We start from the raw sequence: 21,418 nt of genomic DNA on the forward strand, positions 1-21,418 counted from the left end.
AAAAGGGCTTGCCCGATGCTTCAATTTATCCTGCGACGATTGCTGATGCTGATCCCGGTGATCATCGGCCTGACCATCATTATGTTTGCCATCGCGCGGATCTTGCCAGGCGATCCTGTCGGTCTCGCCGCAGGCCCTAATGCGACAGAATCGGAGATCGCCGCGCTATCGACTGAGTTTGGCCTCGATCAGCCAGTCTGGGTGCAATATTGGACATATGTAACCGGGTTGCTTCACGGAGATCTGGGAACGTCGCTTTTGACACGCCGACCGGTCGCCGCCGACATCGCCGCTTATTTGCCCGCGACACTGGAACTGGTGCTCGCCGCGATGGGGTTTGCCATCGTGGTCGGAATTCCACTGGGATTGGTGACCGCCGTTTGGCGCAACAAGTGGCCGGACTACCTCAGCCAAATCGGCGCCATTGGCGCTATTTCGATGCCGCGTTTCTTTCTCGGCCTGCTGCTGCAACTGTGTTTTGCGATGTGGCTAATGTGGCTGCCTCTAGGCGGGCGTTTGCCTATTATTGTTATCCCGCCACCGAACATCACAGGCTTTCTGACAATCGATAGTTTGCTGGCCGGCGACTGGAATACCTTCACTCTGGTACTGCGCCACCTTGCCTTACCGGCAATCGCAATGTCGCTGTCTCCCTTGGCCACAATCATGCGCATGATGCGTTCTTCGACCATCGAAGTGATGCAACAAGACTATGTAATGACTGCGCGGGCGCTGGGTCTGGCTCCGCGTTTGATCATCACCAAGTACGTCGCCCGAAATGCGGTATCGGCAACACTAACAGTCATTGGACTGTATTTCGGCTGGCTCTTGGGTGGGACCGTACTGGTAGAAACCGTATTCGACTGGCCAGGGCTTGGACTCTACGCCACGAAAGCCATCGTAAGCCAGGATATGATGCCTGTGATCGGGGTCGCACTGGTGATTGGTCTGCTTTTTGTGCTCGCCAACTTGATCATTGACGTACTTTACGGCGTCATCAACCCAAAGGTACGCTACTCATGACCGACGCCGTTTCAATCGACGACTTGTCACCACCAAAGTATGACAAGCTGCGTCGCGGCTTCTTCAGGTTTCGGCAAAGCAAGCTGTCGCTGCTGGGCGTGGTTCTTGTTGCCATGGTGCTATTTTTCACGGCTTTTGGTGCCATTCTTGCCCCCTATCCGGAACATATCGCTGGCGGGGTGGACACCGCAAACCGCTTTATCGCCCCCTCTTGGTCTTATCCGTTTGGCACGAACGAGCTGGGCCAAGATGTTCTGTCACTTGTCATGGCGGGCACCACGGTTTCTGTTCTGGCAGGGTTCGGCGTGGTTCTTATTGGCTCAATTATCGGAACGTTGATTGGCGCGGTCGCCGGCTTTGCGGGCGGCTGGGTGGATGAGGTACTAATGCGGCTGACCGATTTAACGCTAACTATACCTGGTCTTATCCTTGCCATGGCAATCGCCGCAGCGCTGGGGCCGGGATTTGGCAACATGGTCATCGCGATCTCTCTATCCTGGTGGCCGGGCTATGCGCGACTGGTCCGGGGCGAGGTGCTTGCAGCGCGGGAAGAAGTCTATGTGACCGCAGCACGCGCAATCGGTGCCACGCCCCGGCGCATCCTGTTCCGCCACATTTTGCCCAATACCGTGTCGCCGATCATTGTGAAAATGTCGCTCGATATGGGCTTCGCCATCCTGACTGTCGCTGGCCTGGGGTTTATTGGCATCGGCGTCCGGCCTCCAACCCCGGAATGGGGCACGCTTCTTTCAATCTCTCGGTCGTACATGCCGGATTACTGGTGGACGGCCATGGCCCCTGGCATGGCGATGTTCGTGGCTGTGTTTGGCTTCAACCTGCTTGGTGACGGCCTGCGAGACGTACTTGATCCGAAAGCGAGGCGCTGATGACCGCTCTGCTCGAAATCCGTGATCTTCATCTGCACATGAGCAGCTATGAAGGCCATGCACATGTTCTTAATGGCATCAACCTGACCGTAAAACGGGGCGAGATCTGGGGCCTTGTCGGGGAAAGTGGTTGCGGAAAATCGCTCACTGGCCTGTCGGTTTCACGCCTCGCTACTTCGCCTCCCGCGACTTATTCCAAGGGCAAGATATTGCTTGAAGGAACCGATTTGTTATCCCTTGCACCCCGTCAGATGCAAAAACTGCGTGGCAAACGTATCGGCATGATTTTTCAGGACCCGACGACCAACCTGAATCCGGCTTTTCGGATTGGCGAGCAACTAACGGACGTAGCACTTGCTGCCGCGTCGCAAGATGACACCATTCTTGATTGCCCGCCGGGTTCAGGCAAACGCACCCGTCGTTCCGCGGCGCTGCGCCTTGCGGGCGAGATGTTGGCGAAGGTTGGCATCCCCAATGCTCACGCCCGCCTTTCCAGTTATCCGCACGAGTTTTCTGGCGGGATGCGGCAACGGGTGCTTATCGCGATGGCAATGATCGGGCGTCCCGACCTTCTGATCGCGGATGAACCGACAACAGCGCTTGATGTATCGGTTCAAGCGCAGATTTTGAAGCAGATCAAATCCAACGTTGCCGAATATCACATGGGTGTGGTGTTGATCACCCACAACCTTGGTGTTGTCGCTCAGACCTGCAGCCACGTTGCTGTGATGTATGCGGGAAATATCGTCGAAAGCGGGCCTGTTGGCGCCGTCATCGGTGACCCGGTGCATCCCTATACCCGGGCGCTGATTTCTGCCATTCCGACAAAAAACACCAAGCGCGGCGCGCTGAAGGGCCTTGCGGGGACTGTCCCAAATCTTTTGCAACCGCCCGCCGGATGCCGTTTTGCCCCACGTTGCGCATTTGCGCAACCTGCTTGCTCTAACTCCACGCCACTGCCTGAACCCGTCGGGACAGACCACAGCGTCGCTTGTATCCGCGCGGCCGAAATGGAGCCAATGACCAATGCTTGATGCAACCCCGATGCTTGAAATTAATGACGTCAGCAAAGTCTATCCGGGCCGCCGCGGAATGTTCGGAAAATCGTCTGAGGTACATGCCCTGAACAAGGTATCGCTATCGGTGAACCGTGGCGAAAGCTTTGGTCTCGTCGGGGAAAGTGGGTCAGGAAAAACCACCATGACACGCTCTATCCTGCAATTGGAGAGACCGACTTCGGGCGTAATCCGCTTTAAGGGCCAGGACATGGCCCATCTCTCGCCGCTTGAAATGCGGCAGTTGCGCGCTCGCATACAAATCGTGTTTCAAGATCCTTATGCATCGCTCAATCCGCGCATGTCGGTGCATGATATTGTGACCGAACCGATGCTCATTCACATGCAGTCACTGGGTCTGAACTCGCGCGAACGCACCGACCGTGCCGCAGAGCTTTTGTCATTGGTTGGCCTTGGCCCCCAGCATTTACGCCGCTATCCGCATGAGTTTTCGGGCGGTCAGCGCCAACGTATCTGCATTGCACGCGCGCTCGCCTCCGGCCCTGAACTTCTGATCCTTGACGAACCTACGTCAGCGCTGGATGTGTCCGTTCAAGCCCAAGTACTAAACTTGCTCTTCGATCTTCAAGATAAACTCGGATTGACCTATTTTTTCATAAGCCATGACCTTGCGGTTGTGAGATACCTTTGTGATCGCGTCGCCTTGATCTTGCACGGGCAGATTGTCGAAGAAGGAAGCAGTAACGAGATTTTTGATAACCCTCAAAGCGACTATGCCAAGATGTTGATTGGGGCGATGCCTGAAGTCCGGGTCTAAGTGAGGCCGGCGAAAACTTTCTTAAGATTTTTAAGGTTATATTGTGGACCTGACTGTGCAGCCAGTGCAGCAAATTGACGGAAGGCAGATTGCCCGCCCTGTTCGCTGGCCCATGAGGTCGCGCAGGTGATCGGTGCGCTCATCAGTTTGCACCTGCCACTTCTGGAATTCAGCGGGCTCGATCTCGGCCCGCTCAACCGCTTCAGAGAACCGCGATACGCACCGACGGCGATGTGGCCGAGGTCACTTCAAAGTCCCGCGCCACAATACCCGCAGGGCGGAACGGCAAGGCCGGAGTTTTTGCGGATGTGGTGACCTTTCCTGCGTCTGCCGGTGCGAGCTATGTGACAGGGGCGCGTATTCGGATCGATGGGGGTGCGATTAACACGGTTTAGTTAAGCGAGGAATAAAGGTGGAGGGAATAAAACGGAACGTATCTTATACATTCTATAATCGATCCAATCATTTGTGCCGTCAGGATTTGACGCAGAAAGATACAGTGCAGTATCGACAGTAAGGTCACAAACCACATATCGAATAGGTACAGCTTTACGAGGCCTTCAGCTTTGCCCGACCGTATTTCGCCCCTGATCCTTTTCCGCAACCAGACCTTCCGCTCTTTGTGGATCGCCGCGCTGGCGTCGAACTTTGGTGGGCTGGTGCAGGCGGTGGGTGCCGCGTGGCTTATGACCTCGCTCTCGGGCTCGCAGAGTATGGTGGCTCTGGTGCAGGGCTCTGTCGCTTTGCCGATCATGATCTTCTCGTTGCTGGCGGGTGTCTTTGCCGATAATTTCGATCGCCGCCGGGTCATGTTGATCGCGCAGAGCTTTATGTTCGGCGTCTCAATTCTACTAACCTTTATGGCTTTTGAGGGTTGGCTTACACCTTGGCTGCTCTTGGCTTTTACGTTCTCCATCGGTTGCGGGACGGCGCTGCATAACCCGTCTTGGCAGGCGACCATGGGCGATATCGTCAGCCGTGAGGAGCTGCCCTCGGCGGTGTCGCTCAACTCTATGGGGTTCAACCTGATGCGGAGCATCGGGCCTGCGGCTGGCGGGGCGATTGTTGCGATTGCGGGCGCAGCGGCGGCCTTTGCCGTCAATGCGCTGAGCTATGTGGCGATCATTCTTGCCTTGTTGCGGTGGACAGCGCCGCTGCGTGATACTCATCTGCCGCGTGAACCGATGGGCAGCGCCTTTTCCGCCGGGCTGCGCTATGTCGCGATGTCGCCCAATCTGATGCGGGTTATCCTGCGCGGATTTTGGTTCGGACTGTCGGCCATCGCTCTGCTGGCGCTTCTGCCGGTCGTGGTGCGTGAGACATTGCAGGCGACGGCCTTTGTCTATGGCATCATGCTGGGGTGTTTCGGCATGGGGGCTGTGTTTGGTGCTTTGGCAAACGCGGGGCTGCGGGCGCGGTTCCGGAATGAGATGATCGCGCGTGGCGGTTTTGTTGGCTTCGCCCTCAGCTGTGCCGTGCTGGCGGTCAGCGCGCAGCCTGTTTTGTCGGGTACCGCGCTGATGCTCGCTGGGGCGTGTTGGGTGCTGTCGCTGTCGATGTTCAACGTGACAATTCAGCTTTCAACCCCGCGATGGGTCGTGGGCAGGGTGATCGCACTTTACCAGACCGGCACCTTCGGGGGCATGGCGGCAGGCAGTTTGATCTGGGGGATCGTCGCCGACCGGGGCGGGCCGGAAACCGCACTTGCCGGGGCCAGTGTGATGCTGCTGATCGGTGCGTTGATCGGCTTGCGGCTGCCGCTGCCGGAGTTTAGCGGGCTCGATCTCGACCCCCTCAACCGTTTCAAAGAACCCGACACGCGGTTTGATCTCAGCTATCGCAGCGGGCCGGTAATGGTCATGGTCGATTATGAGATTGCGCAGTCGGATGTGCCGGAATTTCTAACCGCGATGAGCCTGCGACGTCGGGTACGCATTCGCGATGGCGCGCAGCAATGGGCGCTGTTGCGCGATCTGCACCGACCGGAGCATTGGAGCGAGAGCTATCATGTGCCAACTTGGGGCGAATATGTCCGCCACAATGAGCGGCGGACCAATGCAGATGCAGAGCTATCGGATCAGATCCGGCGGCTCCACCGCGGCGAGGCACCGCCCGAAGTGCATCGGATGATTGAGCGCCAAACCGTGCCACTGCGCGACGATATGTTGCAAAAGGAGACATGAACAAAGCCCATTCAAAATCATCGAGTGTGAATCACTCATATTGTTCAAGGTGCTGAACCCGCGCCGGTAGGCCGTTCACATCATTAAGCTCACCAAAGTGGGTCATTCGACCCTTGAAAGGCAAGTTTCAGCCATTTGGACGAAGGCTCACATAATAGGCCTGCCTTTGCAGTCGCATCGCGCGGCCAATGCCACAGGGGAAGAGGATTATTTTGAAGCCAGTTTCTTGTGGCAATTGGAAGGGTGGGAAAGCGGAACTCCTAACGGTCCGAACGGGCCCGTTTTCGGGGCCAAGAGGTTATTTATAGTCATCGATTCAGTACGTTGAGGGACTTTCCGCCTGAAGAGGAGCCGGAACCCTAAGCGGAACTCAACCTTAGATCTACTTTGGTTAATGATCTGCGCTTTATCCACCTTGCCAATGCGGTTTCTCCTGTCTCAGGATCGGTGTGATGGGGTCTCTGTCCCGTCGGAAGGATCACTCGTCGCACCGGTCAAGGTAGGCTTCGTTTTCGAGAGGGACTCGAAGATCGGACGTTCGCTGAACGCAGCGTTTGGGCCCCGGTACCCTCCACTGACCATCATCGTGTCGTGCCAAAGCCAGCCTACCTGTTTCGCCGCTGTCAGCGATATCGCCCATTCCTGCCAAAAGGTATTGTCAGACAGATACTGCTGAGTCCGGCACCTAAAACCCGGACGAGGCCCGTCAGAAAATTGGAGCATGAATGTCCGCCGAGTGCGGGCGAAGACGAAGGGCAGTCGCGACGATCGTGATCTCCAAGCCAAGCGCGAACTTTGCTCAGCGATTCGCTTTCTCGGAGGTGAATACCCCTGTTTCCCGCATCGGGTCACCTGTTCGCTCGTTTAGACGCAGTGAAAACCGCCCCTTTGAGTTAGGAAACAGTTTGTTTCCAAGCCCAACGGGCGTGCGAAAGAGTCATTTGAACCGTCGCTTCGGGATGCCCTGCTTGGAAAATTCGCCTTTCGAAAAGGCTTCAAGTGACTGTTTTCGCAAAGCTATGTGTTTCCCATGCTCCGGCCAAGCCGCTAAGCGAACTGCCGAACACGCGCGTTCACCCTACCAATTCAATCTCTGCCTCTCCGTTTCCAATGGGGGGCAGGTTCGACTGCTCAAAGGAAATGAACATGCACGCAGCCGCTAGCCTCCGGGCTTTTATTGAACTTCATCTAACCGCGTTTCGGGCGGTGATTGCCGGCACTGATCCAGAAGGCACGGATATGGACGCACCGAGGCTCGAAGAATGGACGCCTGTCTTGCGCGGTGCCCAGTTGTCGCTGGCGGGAAATGTGGAAGGCCATCCGGCGCTCGGAAAAACGCAGATTGTCACGTCACCGTTGATCCATGTTTCTGAGGACGACCAATGGGCGCGTACGCTTTCGCGCTGGTACCGTCTCGGAGCGCCGCTTGCGACAGATACCGCGAATGCTTTTCCAGAAACCGCGGTTGCGGGGTACTGCGAAATATTGGCGCCCGATGTACTTAGTGTTCCTTTGCACTTTGCCAGGCGTCTTACCGATAAGCGTCCAGTTCGAATGGCAAAACAGGCCTTCGAACTAGGATTCGATGATCTGGTTCCGGCGCTGACCCTGGTGGCAAGAACATGGCCGACGATCGGTGACGAAAAAATTACGAGATAACAAAATCTTAGCCTGGTCAGAAAATTCTTCAAAAATAATCTCTAAGTTTTTTCGCGACCTCCTCGTACCTCCATCCTTATGAGGCGACGGCGTTCTGCCGCGTCCTGAATAATCAATCGGCGGTCTCTGCCATAGCTTTGAAACCTCGGTTTCAGAGGACGGATGAGGCTTGCCTAGACGAAAGATGACAAGATGAGTTTCGACGACACCTACCTTCATAGCCGCGCCACGCGGGCCATCCCGAAGAAATCTCCGTTCCACTTCGTGGGTCAGATGACTTTCTTGAATGCAAACGGCAAATCGCAGGCAATGGAGTACAACAGTCTGCTGGAATACCACGTGGCGATCTGCAGCCGTTACCGGCCGGACGTCGTGGATGTTGAAGAGCAGATCGCGCCTATCATGGTACGTCACGGCACAGTGCGGGCGACCCCGTACTGGTTTGACTTGCGGCTGACCCATCGGAACGGGCAGCGCACCGCCATTTCGGTAAAGCCGCAGCGCAAGGCCGAGCGCCATGTGTTTCACGCGAAGATGGAAGCTGTCACCAGGGTCGCGACGATGGAGACCGCCAATAGGGTTTGCGTCGCGACTGAGCGGAACGTCGACCCAATCGAACTGGCGAATGCCAAATTGTTTCATGCTGCGCGGCACCCTGATCCGTACATGGATGATCAGGTGACTTCGGCGCTGGACGCCCTGACGAAACCTATGCAGATCCGCGAGTTTCTGGACGCCTGCGGCATTGGTTCGACTGGATTTTGGAGTGTGATCCGGCTGATCCGCTCCGGAGCCGCCAAGGTCCTCGCAGCGGAGCGCATCACGCCTCGGACTATTATCACGCACGGGGAGAATAGCTAATGCCGGTCTCGCTGAAGCCCCGTCGCAAACTGCTGGAGGAAGGGTGCCGTTTCCGCATCGGCCCGCGCCTTGCTGAGGTAATTGCCGTACGCCCTGAGGGGTATGTCGTCATCTGGGAGGAGTGGACTGATCCCAAGACAGGTGTCGTAAATGACTCTGCCCACGAATTGCTGAATTACCCACGTGTCGAAACGGAAAATAGCCATGGCCAGTTGGTGATCCTCAGCCGGCCGGGGATGAAGGATGCCGACCCGTCCTCCATTCCCCGCCATTGGCGGACCCACAAAGAAACTTCGCGGATGCTTGTCCGCAAAGCTTGCGCTCTTGGAGCACAGGAGTTGATGTCGGAAGGACGGATCGGAATGACGCGTCAAGCTTTCGAGCAAGATGCCGAATTGATCATTGCGCGGGCGAGGACTGTGCATGCTCAGCTCGTGCAGGAGGAAAACGCGACACGGCATAAGCGTGGGGCACGGGCGACGCTTTATGGCGAAGAAGCGGTGCGCAACCCTTATGTTTTTGAGCTCACGGTTAAGGCAGGAGACCCCTCGTCAAAAGGAGCATCCATTTACAAGTGGCTTGGAAAGCTGAATCGGCTTGGAGAAGATGGACTGTATGACAAGCTCCGCGCATGCGGTGGAAAGGCCGGGCATTCGGAAGAGCTCGCAGATTTTGTAACGTCAGTAATCGACGACTTGATTGATGAGGAACGCCAAGAACTCAGCTCGTTGCATGACAGTGTTCTGGCTGCGATCAATCATGAAAACAAGCGGCGGGTGAGTGCAGAGCTGCCTTTGCCTACATTGTCCAATCGGGTTAGCCAGACGTTTGTGCGCAAACAGGCCGCGCGTCTCGGGCGCGCTGCGCTGGTGACGCGGCAGCGCGGCTTTGATCAGGCATATAAGGACATGCACGCCTTGGGTGTCGGTATCACGACCCTCAGGGCGCTCGAACGCGTCGAGATCGATGAGTACACCATCGACCTGACACTCTTGTTGCGGCTGACAGGGATCTTCAAGTTGCTTACGCCTGCAGAGGCGAAGACCCTCGGGCTGGACGGAAAGCCAAAGCGCGTAGTGATTTCTGCCGCTATCGACGTACACACACGCTGTCTCTTGGCGCTCCAGATCGTGCCGAAAGGGATCACCGGGGTTTTGAAGCAGACGCTCGAGATGATCTATACAGACAAGACTACGATCTCCGATGCCGCTGGCTGCAAATATGACTGGTTCCAGCACGGAGCGCCCGAGGAAGTCGTAATGGATCGTGGCGGATCCTACATCTCGGATGAAGCTTATCATATCTTGGCGTCTCTCGGGATCACCAACCTCGGTACCCCGGCTGGAAAACCCTGGTTGCGGCCGTTCATCGAGCGTGTCTTCGGCACGATGCACAAGACATTCCTGCAGAGGTTCTCTGGCCGCAATTTTTCAAACGTCGTTGAACGTGGCCGCAATGATCCGGCAGCGCGGGCGACGCTTACGTTGGAAGAATTCCTGAGCTGGCTGGTCCGGTGGACGGTCGACGGATATCACAACAGACGCCAAGAAGGTTTGGGCATGACGCCACTTCAGGCGTGGAAAAATGCGACCGAAGATTTGCCGGTGAGGGAACTCAGCAGTCGGGAAATGCGCCTCGCCTTCGGCACCCGGGTCACGCGGAAACTGGGGCGGCACGGGCTGACCATCAACCGGGTAAATTATCAAGGGAAGTACCTAGAGAATCTCTGGTTCGGCCCCGATGGCGACAATAAGATTCTCGAGGTCTGCTACTGGCACGGTGATATCGGCACAATTGATGTGCGTGCCGATGCTGGGGAGTGGAAAACAATCCTTGCTGCCGATGAGCGCTGGATTGGGAAGACCGAGATGGACGTGCGCGAGTGGTTGGTATCCCGCCGGGAGATTGATCCGGAAGCGGAGGCTACACGGCTCGAACTTGTCTATGAAATGGACCAGCGTTCAGGCTCCCTGAAGGCCATGAACGGGCTGCTGGCTAGGTCGCGTGATGCTAAGGGCCTGGAACAGGCGGACGCCTACTTTGCACAGCACACGGATACTGCAGAGCGCCGGCACCTCGCCGGGCCTCACCGCGACTTGCTGGCAGATGAAGTCGAAGTCACGGGACAAGAAACAGTGGATTCGACGCAGAACTCCGCTGACGCGACTGGTCTTCCGGCCGACGATGATCTTCTGGAGTGATCTATCCGCTCTCCTGCCTCTGACCGCGGTGGGGGGCGATAATACTAGCATAATCAGTAAGTTACGAGAAAGTCACAAAATTACTGAAAAACCGCTGAGTTCTTTCGCGTGTCCCTCATATCTCCGCCCTACAACAGAAAACCCCAAGGAGTACCCTCCCCATGACGACCCTTTTGTCCACCCCTCTGACCCCCGCCAGCACCAAGCCCGAAAAGCTCGCGTGGCTGATGGATCGCTACTTTCGCCTCGACCGCGATTACGCCCTGATCAGCAGGCTCCATATGTTGTTCGCGTCTGATGAGAACGGCGAACTGACTTCCGAGCCCCGCGTCGACCCTCTGACCCGCGAAACTCGCGGCTTGATGCTGGTCGGCAATTCCGGCACCGGGAAGTCGGCATTGGCGCTGCGGACCCTCCGTGCGCTGCCGATGTTCGAATTGGCCGGTCGCGAGACCGAAGGCAACACGCTTTATGTCACGGTGCCGCCTGAGGCTACGATCAAGAGCCTTGCAGGGCGGATCGCGAAGGATCTCGGGTACCTAGACATTAACCCGCGTGCAAAGGCCTATGAGGCCTGGGATGTGGCGCGTCACAGCATGCAGAAACGTGGCATCCGCTTGCTGGTGATCGACGAGACCCACCACCTGCTGCGCAAGGGGTCCGGTCGTGATGTGGAAGGTGCGGTACAGACACTTAAGTCCCTTCTGCAGGGTGAATGGCCGGTCGCGGTAATTATCGCCGGGGTCTATAAGCTGCACAACGGCATCATGACCGATCCGGAAACGGATCGTCGTTTCCCGAAGTTCGAGCTGACTTCCATCTTGGAAGGATCACGTGAGGCGCAGACATTTGCGCGCAGCATGCAGCTTTGCGCTGATAAGGTTGGCCTGTCACTGCCAAAGGATGCGCATTTGCCCGAACGTATCCTCTTCGCCGAAGGGGGCGTGGTGGGCCGTTGTATTTGGCTCGCTAAAGCGGTCCTCAGCAGGGCGCTGGACGAAGAGCGCGCTGAAGTAACACTTCAGGACGCCAGTTTCCAGTTCGAACTGGAATACGGTGCCTTTCCCATGTCGCCGTTCGCGCAGGGATCGTGGAGTACCGTACGGCAGGCCTTGCTTGATGGGGGCTGGTCCCGGTGACACAGCTCCTTCCTCACATTCCGTTCGCCCCGCGCGAAACTCTTTTGTCCTACGCGGGGCGCCTCGCGGCGATCCACACGGGGCAGGGTATCACCCGGCTTCTGGCTGACATGCGCATCAATTCGGAGCAGTTCATCCTTGGTCGCGATCAAGCCGTCACGCAGTTCGCCGAGGTGGTGGATGTGGACTTGGCACTCCTTCAGCGGTCCAACATGCGCGCGATGGGGCCTGATGTCATGTTCCGCGAAGAGCGTGTGCAAAAGACCTTTCTTGTCCGCGCGGCGGACAAGTACTGCCCGGTTTGCTTGGCCGAGGATGGGTCTCATCGTGGGTGGAAGCAGCGTCTGAATTGGTGTTTCGCACCTGTGCATCGCTGCCCTGACCACGGAGTCTTCCTGAGCCGCCTGTCGACGCCCACCCGCACCCTTCAGGAAGCTGCGGGGCAGCTGGACTGGCAGGTGAGAGAAGCGAAAGGAAAGTCTCCGGCCTACCTGCATTGGCTTGAGGCCCGTCTGTGGGCGGGTGCCACAACGGACCCCTGGCTCGACGAGCAGTCAATACAGCAAGTACTGGACGCCTGTCTGATGGTGGGAAGCACGCTGACCCACGGCCACCGGCAGCCGGCGAAGAAGCTTTCTCCAATTAAGCAGGAAGCGGCCATCCAGGTTGGCTTTGATCATTTCATCCATGGACCGGAGGGGGTTACCATGGCCTTGGATGAGATCCGTGAGAACTCTCCAGCACGCGCTGTCCAAGCTGGGCCACTGGCGCACTACGGCCTGTTGTTCGATTGGCTGGACCGTCGGAGCAAAGGGTACGAACCGGGTCCGATCCGCGATATCCTGAGGGATCATATCATCAAACATGACGCCGTGGACGTCGGTACAAAAGTCCTCGGTGTGGAGGTCAGGAAGCGGCGATATCACAGTGTCCAGAGCCTCGCCGAAACCCTTGGTATCAATCGCACCCGGATGTCACGCCTCCTTCAGAAGTTGAACCGCGTTCCGCAGGGGGCCACTGATGCAGAGAGTGGATTACTCAGGTTCGAAGCAGACGAAATTGCTACACTGGTGTCAGACTTCGAAACTGCTGTCCCACTGTCAGACGTACCCGACTATATCGGCGCTTCTCTCACTCAAATGCAGGCTCTCTATGCGGCGAACCTGCTTTTGCCACTGGTTCCGCGCAATTCCCGGGGCGCGGTCCGGAATGTGGTCTTCGCCAAGCGGCATCTCGACACGTTTCTGGTGCCTTTCGAAGCATTGCCGAAAGTGGACCAATCTCAGGTCGAGGGTCTCCATTCTATTGCATATGCCTGTCAGCGTGGAGGCGGCACGACTGCCGAAGTGGTCAAGGCCATCGTAGATGGCGATCTTTCTGCGTTTCGGCTGCCTGACAAAAGTGGGTTGGCAGCTATCGTCCTCTCTCCTCTGGAGGCCATCACGCGCCGCGCCATCTGATCTCCTTTTAACGATTTTTGCCAAGGGTCCGCATTGCGGACCCTTTTTTTTGTTCGGGCATTCCAAAGGAGCGGGAAGAACTTAGCTTTGTTACGGGAAAAACTTAGAGTTTTGACATTTTTACGTGTTTTTAAGGTGCTGATATCTATGTCAAAAAATGGGCAAATTCTCGTGGCGGGAAAAACTTGGTATAGTTTTACAAGGGGCAGACGGCTCTGCACTTCACCTGATCAAAATCGCTGCTGGCCCCGCTTGCGGAGGGCTTGCGTGAATATGAACCGATGCCGTTGACAACTGTCACACTGGCGAAAACTGGCGCCGTTTAAGCGCCAGCGACATTCATTTCGTTCCGCTAGATCAGGTCGCTATCGGTGCTGCCGCCGCTCCGTTTCAGCGGAACGCTACAACCCCAATGATCGCCTCAATTGCCCCACAATCTGGTGCAGACCGGAGGAATCTCGCCTTCGATCGCCGCCATGGCATCGACGATAAGATCCTCGCGCCAGCGGCGGCCTGCGATTTGCACGCCGATGGGCTGTGGTCCGCTGGGCAGCTCTGCGATATGCGTGGGGATGTTGCCCGCGGGCAGGCCGGTAAAGTTCATGACGAAAGACCAAAGCCCCGTGCCCAAGACCTCACGGACGCCTTCCAGACCTTCGGTGTCGCGCCCGGCTGTGAAGAACGGGGCAAACATGAAGGGGGTCAACACGAGGGGGTAGTCCTCTAGGAACATCGACCATTCGCGCGCGTAATGAGTGCGTTTGGCGACCATGGCGAGCTGCTCGGTGCCTTTGAAGGGCGGGTATTCGGTGTAGTAATTTTCAAAGATCGCCTTTAGATCGTCGGACCCATGGGTGCGAATATCCTCGCCCATCAGGGCCTGCACTTCGCCCAATAGGGCGCGATACCCATTTTTGCCAATTTCATAGGCGAGGGGCGGCTCCACTTCTTCGACGGCATAACCCGCGTTGGAGAGCGCAGATGCCGCCTTGTCGAGGGCGGTGGCCACGTCCGGGTGCAGGCCAAAGCCGAAATCATCGCGGGTGAAGGCGACGCGGATCGGGCCTTTGATTGCTTCGCCGCGCCATGGCAGGGGCACGTGAAACGGATCACGCGCATCTGCGGCGATCAGGCTGGGCATCGACAGATGCAGGTCCGCTGCCCTGCGCGCAATTAGGCCCTGCACCGACATGGATTGCGCCAAAAAGCCCCGCTCGGCCTTCTGGCTGGGGTTGAATGCGGCCACCCGGCCCAGACCCGGTTTTACCGTCACCGCTCCATTGGCCGAGGCCGGGAAGCGCAGGGAGCCGCCGATGTCGTTGCCATGCGCCAGCGCGCCGATCCCCGCCATGACAGCCGCCCCCGCCCCGCCGGAGGAGCCGCCCGCCGACAGGTGCCGCCCCCAAGGATTGTAGGTGCGCCCGTGGAGCGGGTTGTCGGTATCTGCGCGAAAGGAGAACTCAGGCGTATTGGTGCGCCCGATCACGATGGCGCCCGCCTGCTTGAGGTTGCGCACCAATGGTGCATCCTCGGGCGCGATGTTGTCTTTATAAGCGGGTACGCCATTGCTTGTCGCGTGACCCTTCTGATCGACGTTGATCTTGATGGTGATCGGGACACCGTGCAGCGGACCCTTGGCCGCGCTGCTTGCATCAAGAGCGGCAGCCTCGGCACGGGCTTCATCAGCAAGGCTCTCCACCACTGCGTTGAGAGCCGGATTGGCCTCTTCCATGCGTGCGATTGCGGCCTCGGTCGCTTCCACTGCCGAAATCTTTCCTGCGCGGATTGCGGTTGTGATTTCCTGCGCGTTCCATTGCCAGAGCGGTTTACTGTCAGTCATTCCAATTCCTTTCGTGTCAAACGTTCTTCACGGCCTGTTCGGGGCCAATTCTACCGCAAGCCTCTCAGCGAAAAGACTAGCCCTATCAGAAGGTTGAGGGTGGTAAGTTGGCATCGTTAAATACTTGCAGGCACCCTGACGGCGGAGAGGACCGTGGAGGGCGTGACGTCGGGGTATGACCTTGCGAATGCATGCCGGCACAGGATCATCCCGCCATGATCGCGCGTGAGGCTTCAATGGCCAAAGGCGCGGCCCTGGCGACGAATTCAGCCGGAGTGTATTCGGAGAGAGACCCCGCGAGGTGTATGACACAGAGCGGCGCGCCGTCCCGATCCGTGATGGCAGCGCCCACCGCCACCTCGCCAAGCGCATATTCCTCGCAAACCACGGCATAGCGATTTTCACGCGCGATCGCGAGTTCGGCCATGATCGCTTCGGGATCGACTTTGGTGTTGGAGGTGAAAGGTTGCAGCGTCGCACGGGTCAGGATCTCGCGCGCTTTCTCTTCCGGAAGCTGTGAAAGAGCAGCGCGCCCGCCAGCAGTACAATAGGTTGGCACACTGTGCCCGACGAGGGTCGCAAAGAAGGTCTCGCGCTTGCTTTGCATGCGCAGGGCATAGATCAGCCGCGTCTCGTCATAGAGGCTCAGATCGACCCGCTCGCGCAAGGACTTGCGCAATTCGAGCAGTACCGGCGTCGCTTTCTGCACCACGGGGTCGAGCCTGAGCAGGTCGTGCGCATGATCCAGCAAGCGGGCACCAGGAAGATACCCACGATCATCTGCACTTCGCCTGATATAGCCAAGCTTTGTGAGCGTATGCACGAGCCGCTGTGCCGCGGATCGGTCCAACCCCGCATTTTCGGCGATACTGGAAAGGGTCAGCGGACCTGTTGCATGGTGAAAGGCCCCAAGCACCTGCATTGCGCGCTCTGCTGCCCGAACGAACAAACGATCATCATCTGCCTGATTGTGCGCCGCCTGTGGGGCTTCAACCCGGAAATATTTGTCCATGAATGACACCTTGTTGACGAATCGTAAAATTGCGGTTTACGCTTGCTGTGCACTATATCTATAGTGACAGGCGATACACAATGGAAGAAATTACCTAACCCGATTTTGTGTAAACAGGGCGATAGCGGCCCTTAAGACGTTTAGGAGGTTGGTTTGACTGGTGGATCTGGATTGCGGGTGGCTGTTGCGGGCTTTCTGCACGAGACGAACACATTCGCCCCAAATCCAGCGGATATGGAGGCTTTCCAACGCGGCGGCGGCTATGTCCCTATGATGCGCGGCGCGGCGATGTTGCCCGCTTTCCAAGAGGTCAATCTTGGCATGACGGGCGCGCTGCGGGTTGGGCGGGCTCAAGGCTGGGATATTGTTCCGATCCTTTGGGCAGGGGCGATCCCCTCGGCCCATGTAAGTCGCGACGCCTATGAGACGATCGCCGGTGAGATCATCGAAGGCATCCGAAATGCCGGGCCGCTCGACGGGGTCTTTTTGGACCTGCACGGCGCCATGGTGGCTGAACATCTCGACGACGGGGAAGGGGAGCTGGTTCGCCGTCTGCGCGAGGTCGTCGGGCCGGATTTGCCCATCGCCACGGCGCTCGATCTTCATGGCAATATCTCTGAAGATTTTGTTTCGAATGTCGATGTGCTGGTCGGTTTTCGCACCTATCCGCATGTGGATATGGCCGAAACCGGCGCCGCTGCGGCCCGCCATCTTGACCGGATCATGACCACGGGCCTGCGCCCGACCAAGGCCTTTCGCCAGATGTCATATCTGGTGCCGATCCCGTTTCAATCGACCGAAATGTCGCCGGGGCGCGAGATCTATGAGGGTGTTGCTGCCTGCGAGGCTGCCGGGGCGCTATCGGCCAGCCTGTTCATGGGCTTTCCAGCCGCGGATATACCGGACTGTGGCCCAGTGGCCGTGGCCTATGGCGAAACTCAGGCCGACGCAGATGCCGCCGCCGACAGGCTTGCGGCGTCCTATGAAGCGGCAGCGCCCGCTTTTCTAAAGAACGAAGCCTATGACCCCGACGCAGCGGTGGCAGAGGCGCTTTCCCGCGCCGCCGGGCCGGGCAGGGGGCCTGTCATCATCGCCGACACACAAGACAATCCCGGCGCAGGGGGCGTTTCAGCGACCACCGGCATGTTGCGCGCCTTGGTCAAGGCAGAGGCGCAGAATGCAGCCATTGGTTTGATCGTTGACCCCGCCGCCGCCGAAGCGGCCCATCATGCCGGGGTCGGGGCCGAAGTTAATGTCGCCCTAGGCGGCCATGCCAGCGTGACGGAGGACGCCCCGTTTCAGACGACGGCCACCGTGATGCATCTGTCTGACGGGACGCTGCGCGCGACGGGCCCCTATTATGGCGGCACGGCGCTGAATCTCGGCCTCTCTGCATGTCTGCGCATCGGCGGGGTCCATGTCGTCGTAACCAGCCGCATTGCCCAGATGGCCGACCGCGAAATGTTTCGTTTTGTCGGCATCCCGCCCGAAGAGATGGACCTGCTGGTGGTCAAAAGTTCCACCCATTTCCGCGCAGACTTTGCCCCCATCGCGCGCGACATCCTCGTCGCCTGCGCGCCGGGGCCGATGCCCCTCAATCCGGCTGATTTGCCCTTCACGCGCCTGCGCGCTGGGCTTCGGCTGTCCCCAGATGGTCCCCGGTTCGGGACCGACGGTGCACCTTCTGCACCACCTGACCATGGCGGCAAGACTGCCATGGCCCAATAAAAAATCAAAAGATCACTCAACAAGGGAAAACCACATGATACCTCTACGATCCGCACTGAAACAGTCGCGCGGACTTGCCGCCGCCTTCGCCGCCACCACGGCGCTTTTGGCGCCCGGCTCTCTGGCGGCGCAGGATGGCGAAACGACCATCACGGCGGTCATGCACTCGGGCCTGCGGGTTCTTGATCCGGTCATCACCACCGCGCATATCACCCGTAACCACGGCTACATGGTCTATGACGTGCTGACCGCCGTAGACGAGAACTTTGAGCCGCAGCCGCAGATGGCCAGCTGGGAAATCTCGGAAGACGGGTTGGTCTATACTTTCACCCTGCGCGAAGGGCTGATGTTCCATGACGGCGCGCCGGTCACCGGCGAAGATGTTGTGGCCTCTCTGAAACGCTGGGGCAAACGTGATGGCGGTGGCCAGCTGATCTTTGACGTGACCGAAAGCCTTGAGGCCAGCGATGAGAAGACCATCGTTTGGACGCTGACCGAGCCTTTCGGCCCGCTCTTGTCGGTGATCTCCAAACAATCCGCCGTGCCGCCCTTCATCATGCCCAAGCGCGTGGCCGAAACCTCGGCGGATGAGACGATCACGGAGTATATCGGCTCCGGCCCCTTCGTCTTTAACCAAGATGAATACGAGCCCGGCGTGAACGTCACCTATGAGAAGTTCGACGACTACGTCCCACGCGACGAAGAAGCCTCGTGGATGGCGGGTGGCAAGGTCGTCAATGTCGACCGTGTGGTCTGGACCACGATGCCCGACGCGCTGACCGCGATCAACGCGCTCTCGGCGGGGGAGATCGACTATCTCGAACAGGTGCAGATTGATCTGCTGCCGATCCTCGAAAGCAGCCCCGAGGTCACGGTCGAGACGCGCGATGACCTTGGCTATGTGACCATCGGTCGGCCCAACCACCTGCACCCGCCCTTCGACAATAAGCTGGTCCGTCAGGCGGCCATGGCGGCACTGGATCAAGAATCCATGCTGCAAACGATGCAGGGCGACCCGGCCTATTACAACGTCTGCGGCGCGATTTTTGGCTGTTCGACCCCTCTGGGCAACGAAGCGGATGCAGAGATCGTGACCGGTGGCGCGGACCCGGAAAAGGCCAAGGCGCTGCTCGAAGAAGCGGGCTATGACGGCACGCCGATCGTGCTGATGGCGCCGACGGATGTGATCAGCCTGATCAACCAGCCGGTGGTGGCCGCCCAAGCCCTGCGCGAGGCGGGTTTCGAAGTCGACATGCAGTCGATGGACTGGCAATCGGTCGTGCAGCGCCGTGCCCAGCAAAGCCCGGTCTCTGAGGGCGGCTGGAACATGTTCTTCACCAACTGGATGGTGCCCGAGATTTCGGACCCGCTGACCAACGTGATGGTCAGTGGCCGTGGTGACGAGGCATGGTTCGGCTGGCCCGATGACCCCGAGATCGAAGAGCTGCGTGCGAAGTTCATGAAGGCCGAAGGGCCCGAGGCGCAAAAGGAAGTGGCTGTCGAGATCCAGAAACATGTCATGGATAACGTCAACTACATCATGATGGGGGAATATCTGATCCCGCAGGCGCGCCGCAACACGATCCAGAACATGCTGCCGTCGCCCGTGCCGGTGTTTTGGAACATGACCAAAGAGGCGGAGTAATCCAGCCCTCGGAGAGCGCGCCCGGCGCGCTCTCCACCGTCACCTCTGCACGCAGGCAGCGCCCCGAACCGACTTCGGGACTGCCTTCTTTCCGCCGAAAGGGACCTTCCGGAAAATGCTCGTCTATATCCTGAAGCGCGTCTTGGCCACGATCCCGGTCATGCTGATCGTCGCCATTTTCGTGTTCCTCCTGCTGCGTCTCACCCCCGGTGATCCGGCAGCCATTCTTGCCGGCGATGCCGCCACCCCCGCACAGCTTGAGCGGATCCGTGACCGTCTGGGTCTGAACGATCCACTGCTGACACAGTTTTTCACATGGATCGGCCAATTGCTGCGCGGTGATCTGGGCGTATCGCTTTTGTCGAATACCTCGGTGGCGGGCATGTTGGGCGACCGGCTGGGACCGACCATCAACATCGCGCTGATGACCATCACGATCTCCGTCCTGCTGGCGGTGCCGATGGGGGTGATCGCCGCTTGGCGTCACCGCACATGGGTCGACTTTCTGGTGATGTCTTTCTCGGTGCTGGGCTTTTCGGTGCCGGTCTTCGTGATCGGCTATATCCTGATCCAAATCTTCGCGATCGAACTGCGTTGGGTGCCGGTGCAGGGCTACAAGGCGCCCTCGGAGGGCATCGGGCCGTTCTTCTCGCGCGCGATCCTGCCCTCGCTGACGCTGGCCACGATTTACGTGGCTCTCATCGCGCGGATGACGCGGGCCTCTATGCTCGAAGTGCTGGGCGAAGATTACATCCGCACCGCCCGCGCCAAGGGCGTGCGTGAGAATGTCGTGCTGTTCCGCCATGCGCTGCGCAATGCCGCGGTGCCGATCCTGACCATCATCGGCACCGGTTTCGCGCTGCTGATCTCGGGCGTGGTGGTGACGGAGAGCGTCTTTAACATCCCCGGCATCGGGCGTCTGACGGTCGATGCGATCCTCGCGCGCGACTACCCGGTCATTCAGGCGATGATCCTGCTTACCGCGGGCATCTACGTCTTCGTGAACCTCTTGGTTGACGTCTCCTATTCATTCTTCGACCCAAGGATCCGGTACTGACATGATCGAGCAACCCCAATCCCGTCACAGCGCCTTTCAGGTGCTGACCGGACTGCTTTCCCTGCCTGCAGGCGCAAGGGTCGGTATCGGCCCTATGCTGGCGGCTCTGACCCTTGTAACCATCGTGCTGGCCTCCATTCTGGCACCACTCTACGTGCCCTATGACCCGCTGGCGATGAACTCAGCCGCGCGGCTCAAACCACCGTCCGAGGAGTTTCTGCTGGGCACCGACCCTTACGGGCGGGACACATTCTCCCGCGTGATGGTGGGCGGGCGCGTGTCGCTGCTTATTGGCGTCGGCGCGGCGCTGGTCAGCGTCGCCATCGGCTTGGCCATCGGCCTTGTGGCTGGTTTCTTCCGCATGGCCGATAGCATTATCATGCGGATCATGGACAGCCTCATGGCGATCCCGGCGATCCTCTTGGCGATTGCCTTGGTCGCGCTGAACGGGCCGAGCCTTGGGTCGGTGATCATCGCCATCACCGTGCCAGAGGTGCCGCGCGTGGTGCGACTGGTCCGCTCTGTCGTGCTTTCAGCGCGCGAGGAACCCTATGTCGAGGCCGCCATCGCGCTTGGCTCCTCCATGCCCAAAATCCTGATCCAGCACCTGATGCCCAACACCATGGCACCGCTGATCGTGCAGGGCACCTATATCTGTGCCTCGGCGATCCTGATTGAAGCGATCCTGAGCTTCCTTGGCGCGGGCGTCAGCACCGAGATCCCCACATGGGGGAACATCATGGCCGAGGGGCGGACCTATTTCCAGATCAAGCCGGGGCTAATCTTTTGGCCGGGTCTGCTGCTGTCGCTTTGCATCCTGTCGATCAACCTTCTGGGCGACACCGCACGCGATCTGCTCGATCCGCGCATGAAGAAACGGGAGGGCTGAG

At 58.6% G+C, this 21,418-nt stretch carries 18 protein-coding genes; 15 read left to right on the top strand and 3 right to left on the bottom strand.

Features of this window, described 5'->3' with window-relative positions:
- Nucleotides 1-15: 15 nt before the first annotated feature.
- Genes O4H31_RS15675 through O4H31_RS15690 form a run of 4 tightly spaced genes read left to right on the top strand, consistent with a single transcriptional unit; the run spans nt 16 to nt 3,743 of the window.
- A complete protein-coding gene (locus O4H31_RS15675) occupies nt 16-1,023 on the top strand; it encodes an ABC transporter permease (protein ID WP_269347275.1) in 1,008 nt (335 codons plus the stop codon).
- Nucleotides 1,020-1,910, top strand: a complete 891-nt coding sequence (locus O4H31_RS15680; RefSeq protein ID WP_269347276.1) for an ABC transporter permease — start codon at nt 1,020-1,022, stop codon at nt 1,908-1,910. Before O4H31_RS15675 ends, O4H31_RS15680 begins: the two co-directional genes overlap by 4 nt.
- Entirely contained in the window at nt 1,910-2,944 is a 1,035-nt protein-coding gene (locus O4H31_RS15685) for an ABC transporter ATP-binding protein (protein ID WP_269347278.1), read from the top strand. Before O4H31_RS15680 ends, O4H31_RS15685 begins: the two co-directional genes overlap by 1 nt.
- Nucleotides 2,937-3,743 carry an ATP-binding cassette domain-containing protein gene (locus O4H31_RS15690; protein ID WP_269347280.1) on the top strand — a complete coding sequence of 269 codons (807 nt, stop codon included), beginning with the start codon at nt 2,937-2,939 and terminating at the stop codon, nt 3,741-3,743. The genes O4H31_RS15685 and O4H31_RS15690 overlap by 8 nt, the downstream gene beginning before the upstream one ends.
- On the opposite strand, the gene O4H31_RS15695 is transcribed toward O4H31_RS15690, so the two are convergent.
- A complete protein-coding gene (locus tag O4H31_RS15695) occupies nt 3,740-3,886 on the bottom strand; it encodes a hypothetical protein (protein WP_269347282.1) in 147 nt (48 codons plus the stop codon). The genes O4H31_RS15690 and O4H31_RS15695 overlap by 4 nt on opposite strands.
- Nucleotides 3,887-3,976: 90 nt before the next feature.
- On the opposite strand from O4H31_RS15695, the gene O4H31_RS15700 reads away from it, so the two are divergent.
- The 7 genes from O4H31_RS15700 (at nt 3,977) to O4H31_RS15730 (ending at nt 13,246) form a co-directional block, all read left to right on the top strand.
- Nucleotides 3,977-4,138: an SDR family oxidoreductase gene (locus O4H31_RS15700; RefSeq protein WP_419723609.1), complete on the top strand. Its 162-nt coding sequence runs from the start codon at nt 3,977-3,979 to the stop codon at nt 4,136-4,138.
- A 171-nt stretch (nt 4,139-4,309) separates the two neighbouring features.
- Nucleotides 4,310-5,926 (top strand): MFS transporter, encoded by a 1,617-nt coding sequence (locus O4H31_RS15705; protein WP_269347284.1) that lies wholly within the window; start codon nt 4,310-4,312, stop codon nt 5,924-5,926.
- Nucleotides 5,927-7,072: 1,146 nt separating this feature from the next.
- A complete protein-coding gene (locus tag O4H31_RS15710) occupies nt 7,073-7,585 on the top strand; it encodes a DUF6634 family protein (protein ID WP_269347286.1) in 513 nt (170 codons plus the stop codon).
- A 192-nt stretch (nt 7,586-7,777) separates the two neighbouring features.
- Entirely contained in the window at nt 7,778-8,446 is a 669-nt protein-coding gene (locus O4H31_RS15715; protein WP_269347289.1) for a hypothetical protein, read from the top strand.
- The gene (locus O4H31_RS15720) at nt 8,446-10,647 is read left to right on the top strand and encodes a hypothetical protein (RefSeq protein WP_269347291.1); all 2,202 of its coding nucleotides are present in this window, start codon (nt 8,446-8,448) and stop codon (nt 10,645-10,647) included. Before O4H31_RS15715 ends, O4H31_RS15720 begins: the two co-directional genes overlap by 1 nt.
- 161 nt (nt 10,648-10,808) lie before the next feature.
- Nucleotides 10,809-11,786, top strand: a complete 978-nt coding sequence (locus O4H31_RS15725) for a TniB family NTP-binding protein (protein ID WP_269347292.1) — start codon at nt 10,809-10,811, stop codon at nt 11,784-11,786.
- The gene (locus tag O4H31_RS15730) at nt 11,783-13,246 is read left to right on the top strand and encodes a TniQ family protein (RefSeq protein ID WP_269347293.1); all 1,464 of its coding nucleotides are present in this window, start codon (nt 11,783-11,785) and stop codon (nt 13,244-13,246) included. The genes O4H31_RS15725 and O4H31_RS15730 overlap by 4 nt, the downstream gene beginning before the upstream one ends.
- Nucleotides 13,247-13,667: 421 nt before the next feature.
- Here O4H31_RS15730 and O4H31_RS15735 read toward each other — a convergent pair whose 3' ends face one another.
- Together O4H31_RS15735 and O4H31_RS15740 are read right to left on the bottom strand one after the other, a co-directional pair.
- A complete protein-coding gene (locus O4H31_RS15735; RefSeq protein ID WP_269347295.1) occupies nt 13,668-15,086 on the bottom strand; it encodes an amidase in 1,419 nt (472 codons plus the stop codon).
- A gap of 205 nt (nt 15,087-15,291) precedes the next feature.
- Nucleotides 15,292-16,098 (bottom strand): IclR family transcriptional regulator, encoded by an 807-nt coding sequence (locus tag O4H31_RS15740; RefSeq protein ID WP_269347297.1) that lies wholly within the window; start codon nt 16,096-16,098, stop codon nt 15,292-15,294.
- 153 nt (nt 16,099-16,251) lie between these two features.
- On the opposite strand from O4H31_RS15740, the gene O4H31_RS15745 reads away from it, so the two are divergent.
- The 4 genes from O4H31_RS15745 to O4H31_RS15760 all read left to right on the top strand — a co-directional run bounded on the left by O4H31_RS15745 (nt 16,252) and on the right by O4H31_RS15760 (nt 21,417).
- Entirely contained in the window at nt 16,252-17,826 is a 1,575-nt protein-coding gene (locus O4H31_RS15745) for a M81 family metallopeptidase (RefSeq protein ID WP_269347299.1), read from the top strand.
- A gap of 34 nt (nt 17,827-17,860) precedes the next feature.
- The gene (locus O4H31_RS15750) at nt 17,861-19,471 is read left to right on the top strand and encodes an ABC transporter substrate-binding protein (protein ID WP_269347301.1); all 1,611 of its coding nucleotides are present in this window, start codon (nt 17,861-17,863) and stop codon (nt 19,469-19,471) included.
- Nucleotides 19,472-19,586: 115 nt separating this feature from the next.
- Nucleotides 19,587-20,528: an ABC transporter permease gene (locus O4H31_RS15755; protein WP_067266948.1), complete on the top strand. Its 942-nt coding sequence runs from the start codon at nt 19,587-19,589 to the stop codon at nt 20,526-20,528.
- Nucleotide 20,529: 1 nt separating this feature from the next.
- Complete coding sequence (locus O4H31_RS15760) at nt 20,530-21,417, top strand: ABC transporter permease (RefSeq protein WP_067625113.1); 888 nt, start codon at nt 20,530-20,532, stop codon at nt 21,415-21,417.
- Nucleotide 21,418 lies beyond the last annotated feature (1 nt).

Source organism: Sulfitobacter dubius, from assembly GCF_027214245.1.
Lineage (GTDB): Bacteria > Pseudomonadota > Alphaproteobacteria > Rhodobacterales > Rhodobacteraceae > Sulfitobacter > Sulfitobacter dubius_A.

Coding starts and splice junctions, on each gene's coding strand:
- O4H31_RS15675 (WP_269347275.1), top strand. CDS start 16: ATGCTTCAATTTATCCTGCGACGATTGCTGATGCTGATCCCGGTGATC.
- O4H31_RS15680 (WP_269347276.1), top strand. CDS start 1,020: ATGACCGACGCCGTTTCAATCGACGACTTGTCACCACCAAAGTATGAC.
- O4H31_RS15685 (WP_269347278.1), top strand. CDS start 1,910: ATGACCGCTCTGCTCGAAATCCGTGATCTTCATCTGCACATGAGCAGC.
- O4H31_RS15690 (WP_269347280.1), top strand. CDS start 2,937: ATGCTTGATGCAACCCCGATGCTTGAAATTAATGACGTCAGCAAAGTC.
- O4H31_RS15695 (WP_269347282.1), bottom strand. CDS start 3,886: ATGAGCGCACCGATCACCTGCGCGACCTCATGGGCCAGCGAACAGGGC.
- O4H31_RS15710 (WP_269347286.1), top strand. CDS start 7,073: ATGCACGCAGCCGCTAGCCTCCGGGCTTTTATTGAACTTCATCTAACC.
- O4H31_RS15715 (WP_269347289.1), top strand. CDS start 7,778: ATGAGTTTCGACGACACCTACCTTCATAGCCGCGCCACGCGGGCCATC.
- O4H31_RS15720 (WP_269347291.1), top strand. CDS start 8,446: ATGCCGGTCTCGCTGAAGCCCCGTCGCAAACTGCTGGAGGAAGGGTGC.
- O4H31_RS15725 (WP_269347292.1), top strand. CDS start 10,809: ATGACGACCCTTTTGTCCACCCCTCTGACCCCCGCCAGCACCAAGCCC.
- O4H31_RS15735 (WP_269347295.1), bottom strand. CDS start 15,086: ATGACTGACAGTAAACCGCTCTGGCAATGGAACGCGCAGGAAATCACA.
- O4H31_RS15740 (WP_269347297.1), bottom strand. CDS start 16,098: ATGGACAAATATTTCCGGGTTGAAGCCCCACAGGCGGCGCACAATCAG.
- O4H31_RS15750 (WP_269347301.1), top strand. CDS start 17,861: ATGATACCTCTACGATCCGCACTGAAACAGTCGCGCGGACTTGCCGCC.
- O4H31_RS15755 (WP_067266948.1), top strand. CDS start 19,587: ATGCTCGTCTATATCCTGAAGCGCGTCTTGGCCACGATCCCGGTCATG.
- O4H31_RS15760 (WP_067625113.1), top strand. CDS start 20,530: ATGATCGAGCAACCCCAATCCCGTCACAGCGCCTTTCAGGTGCTGACC.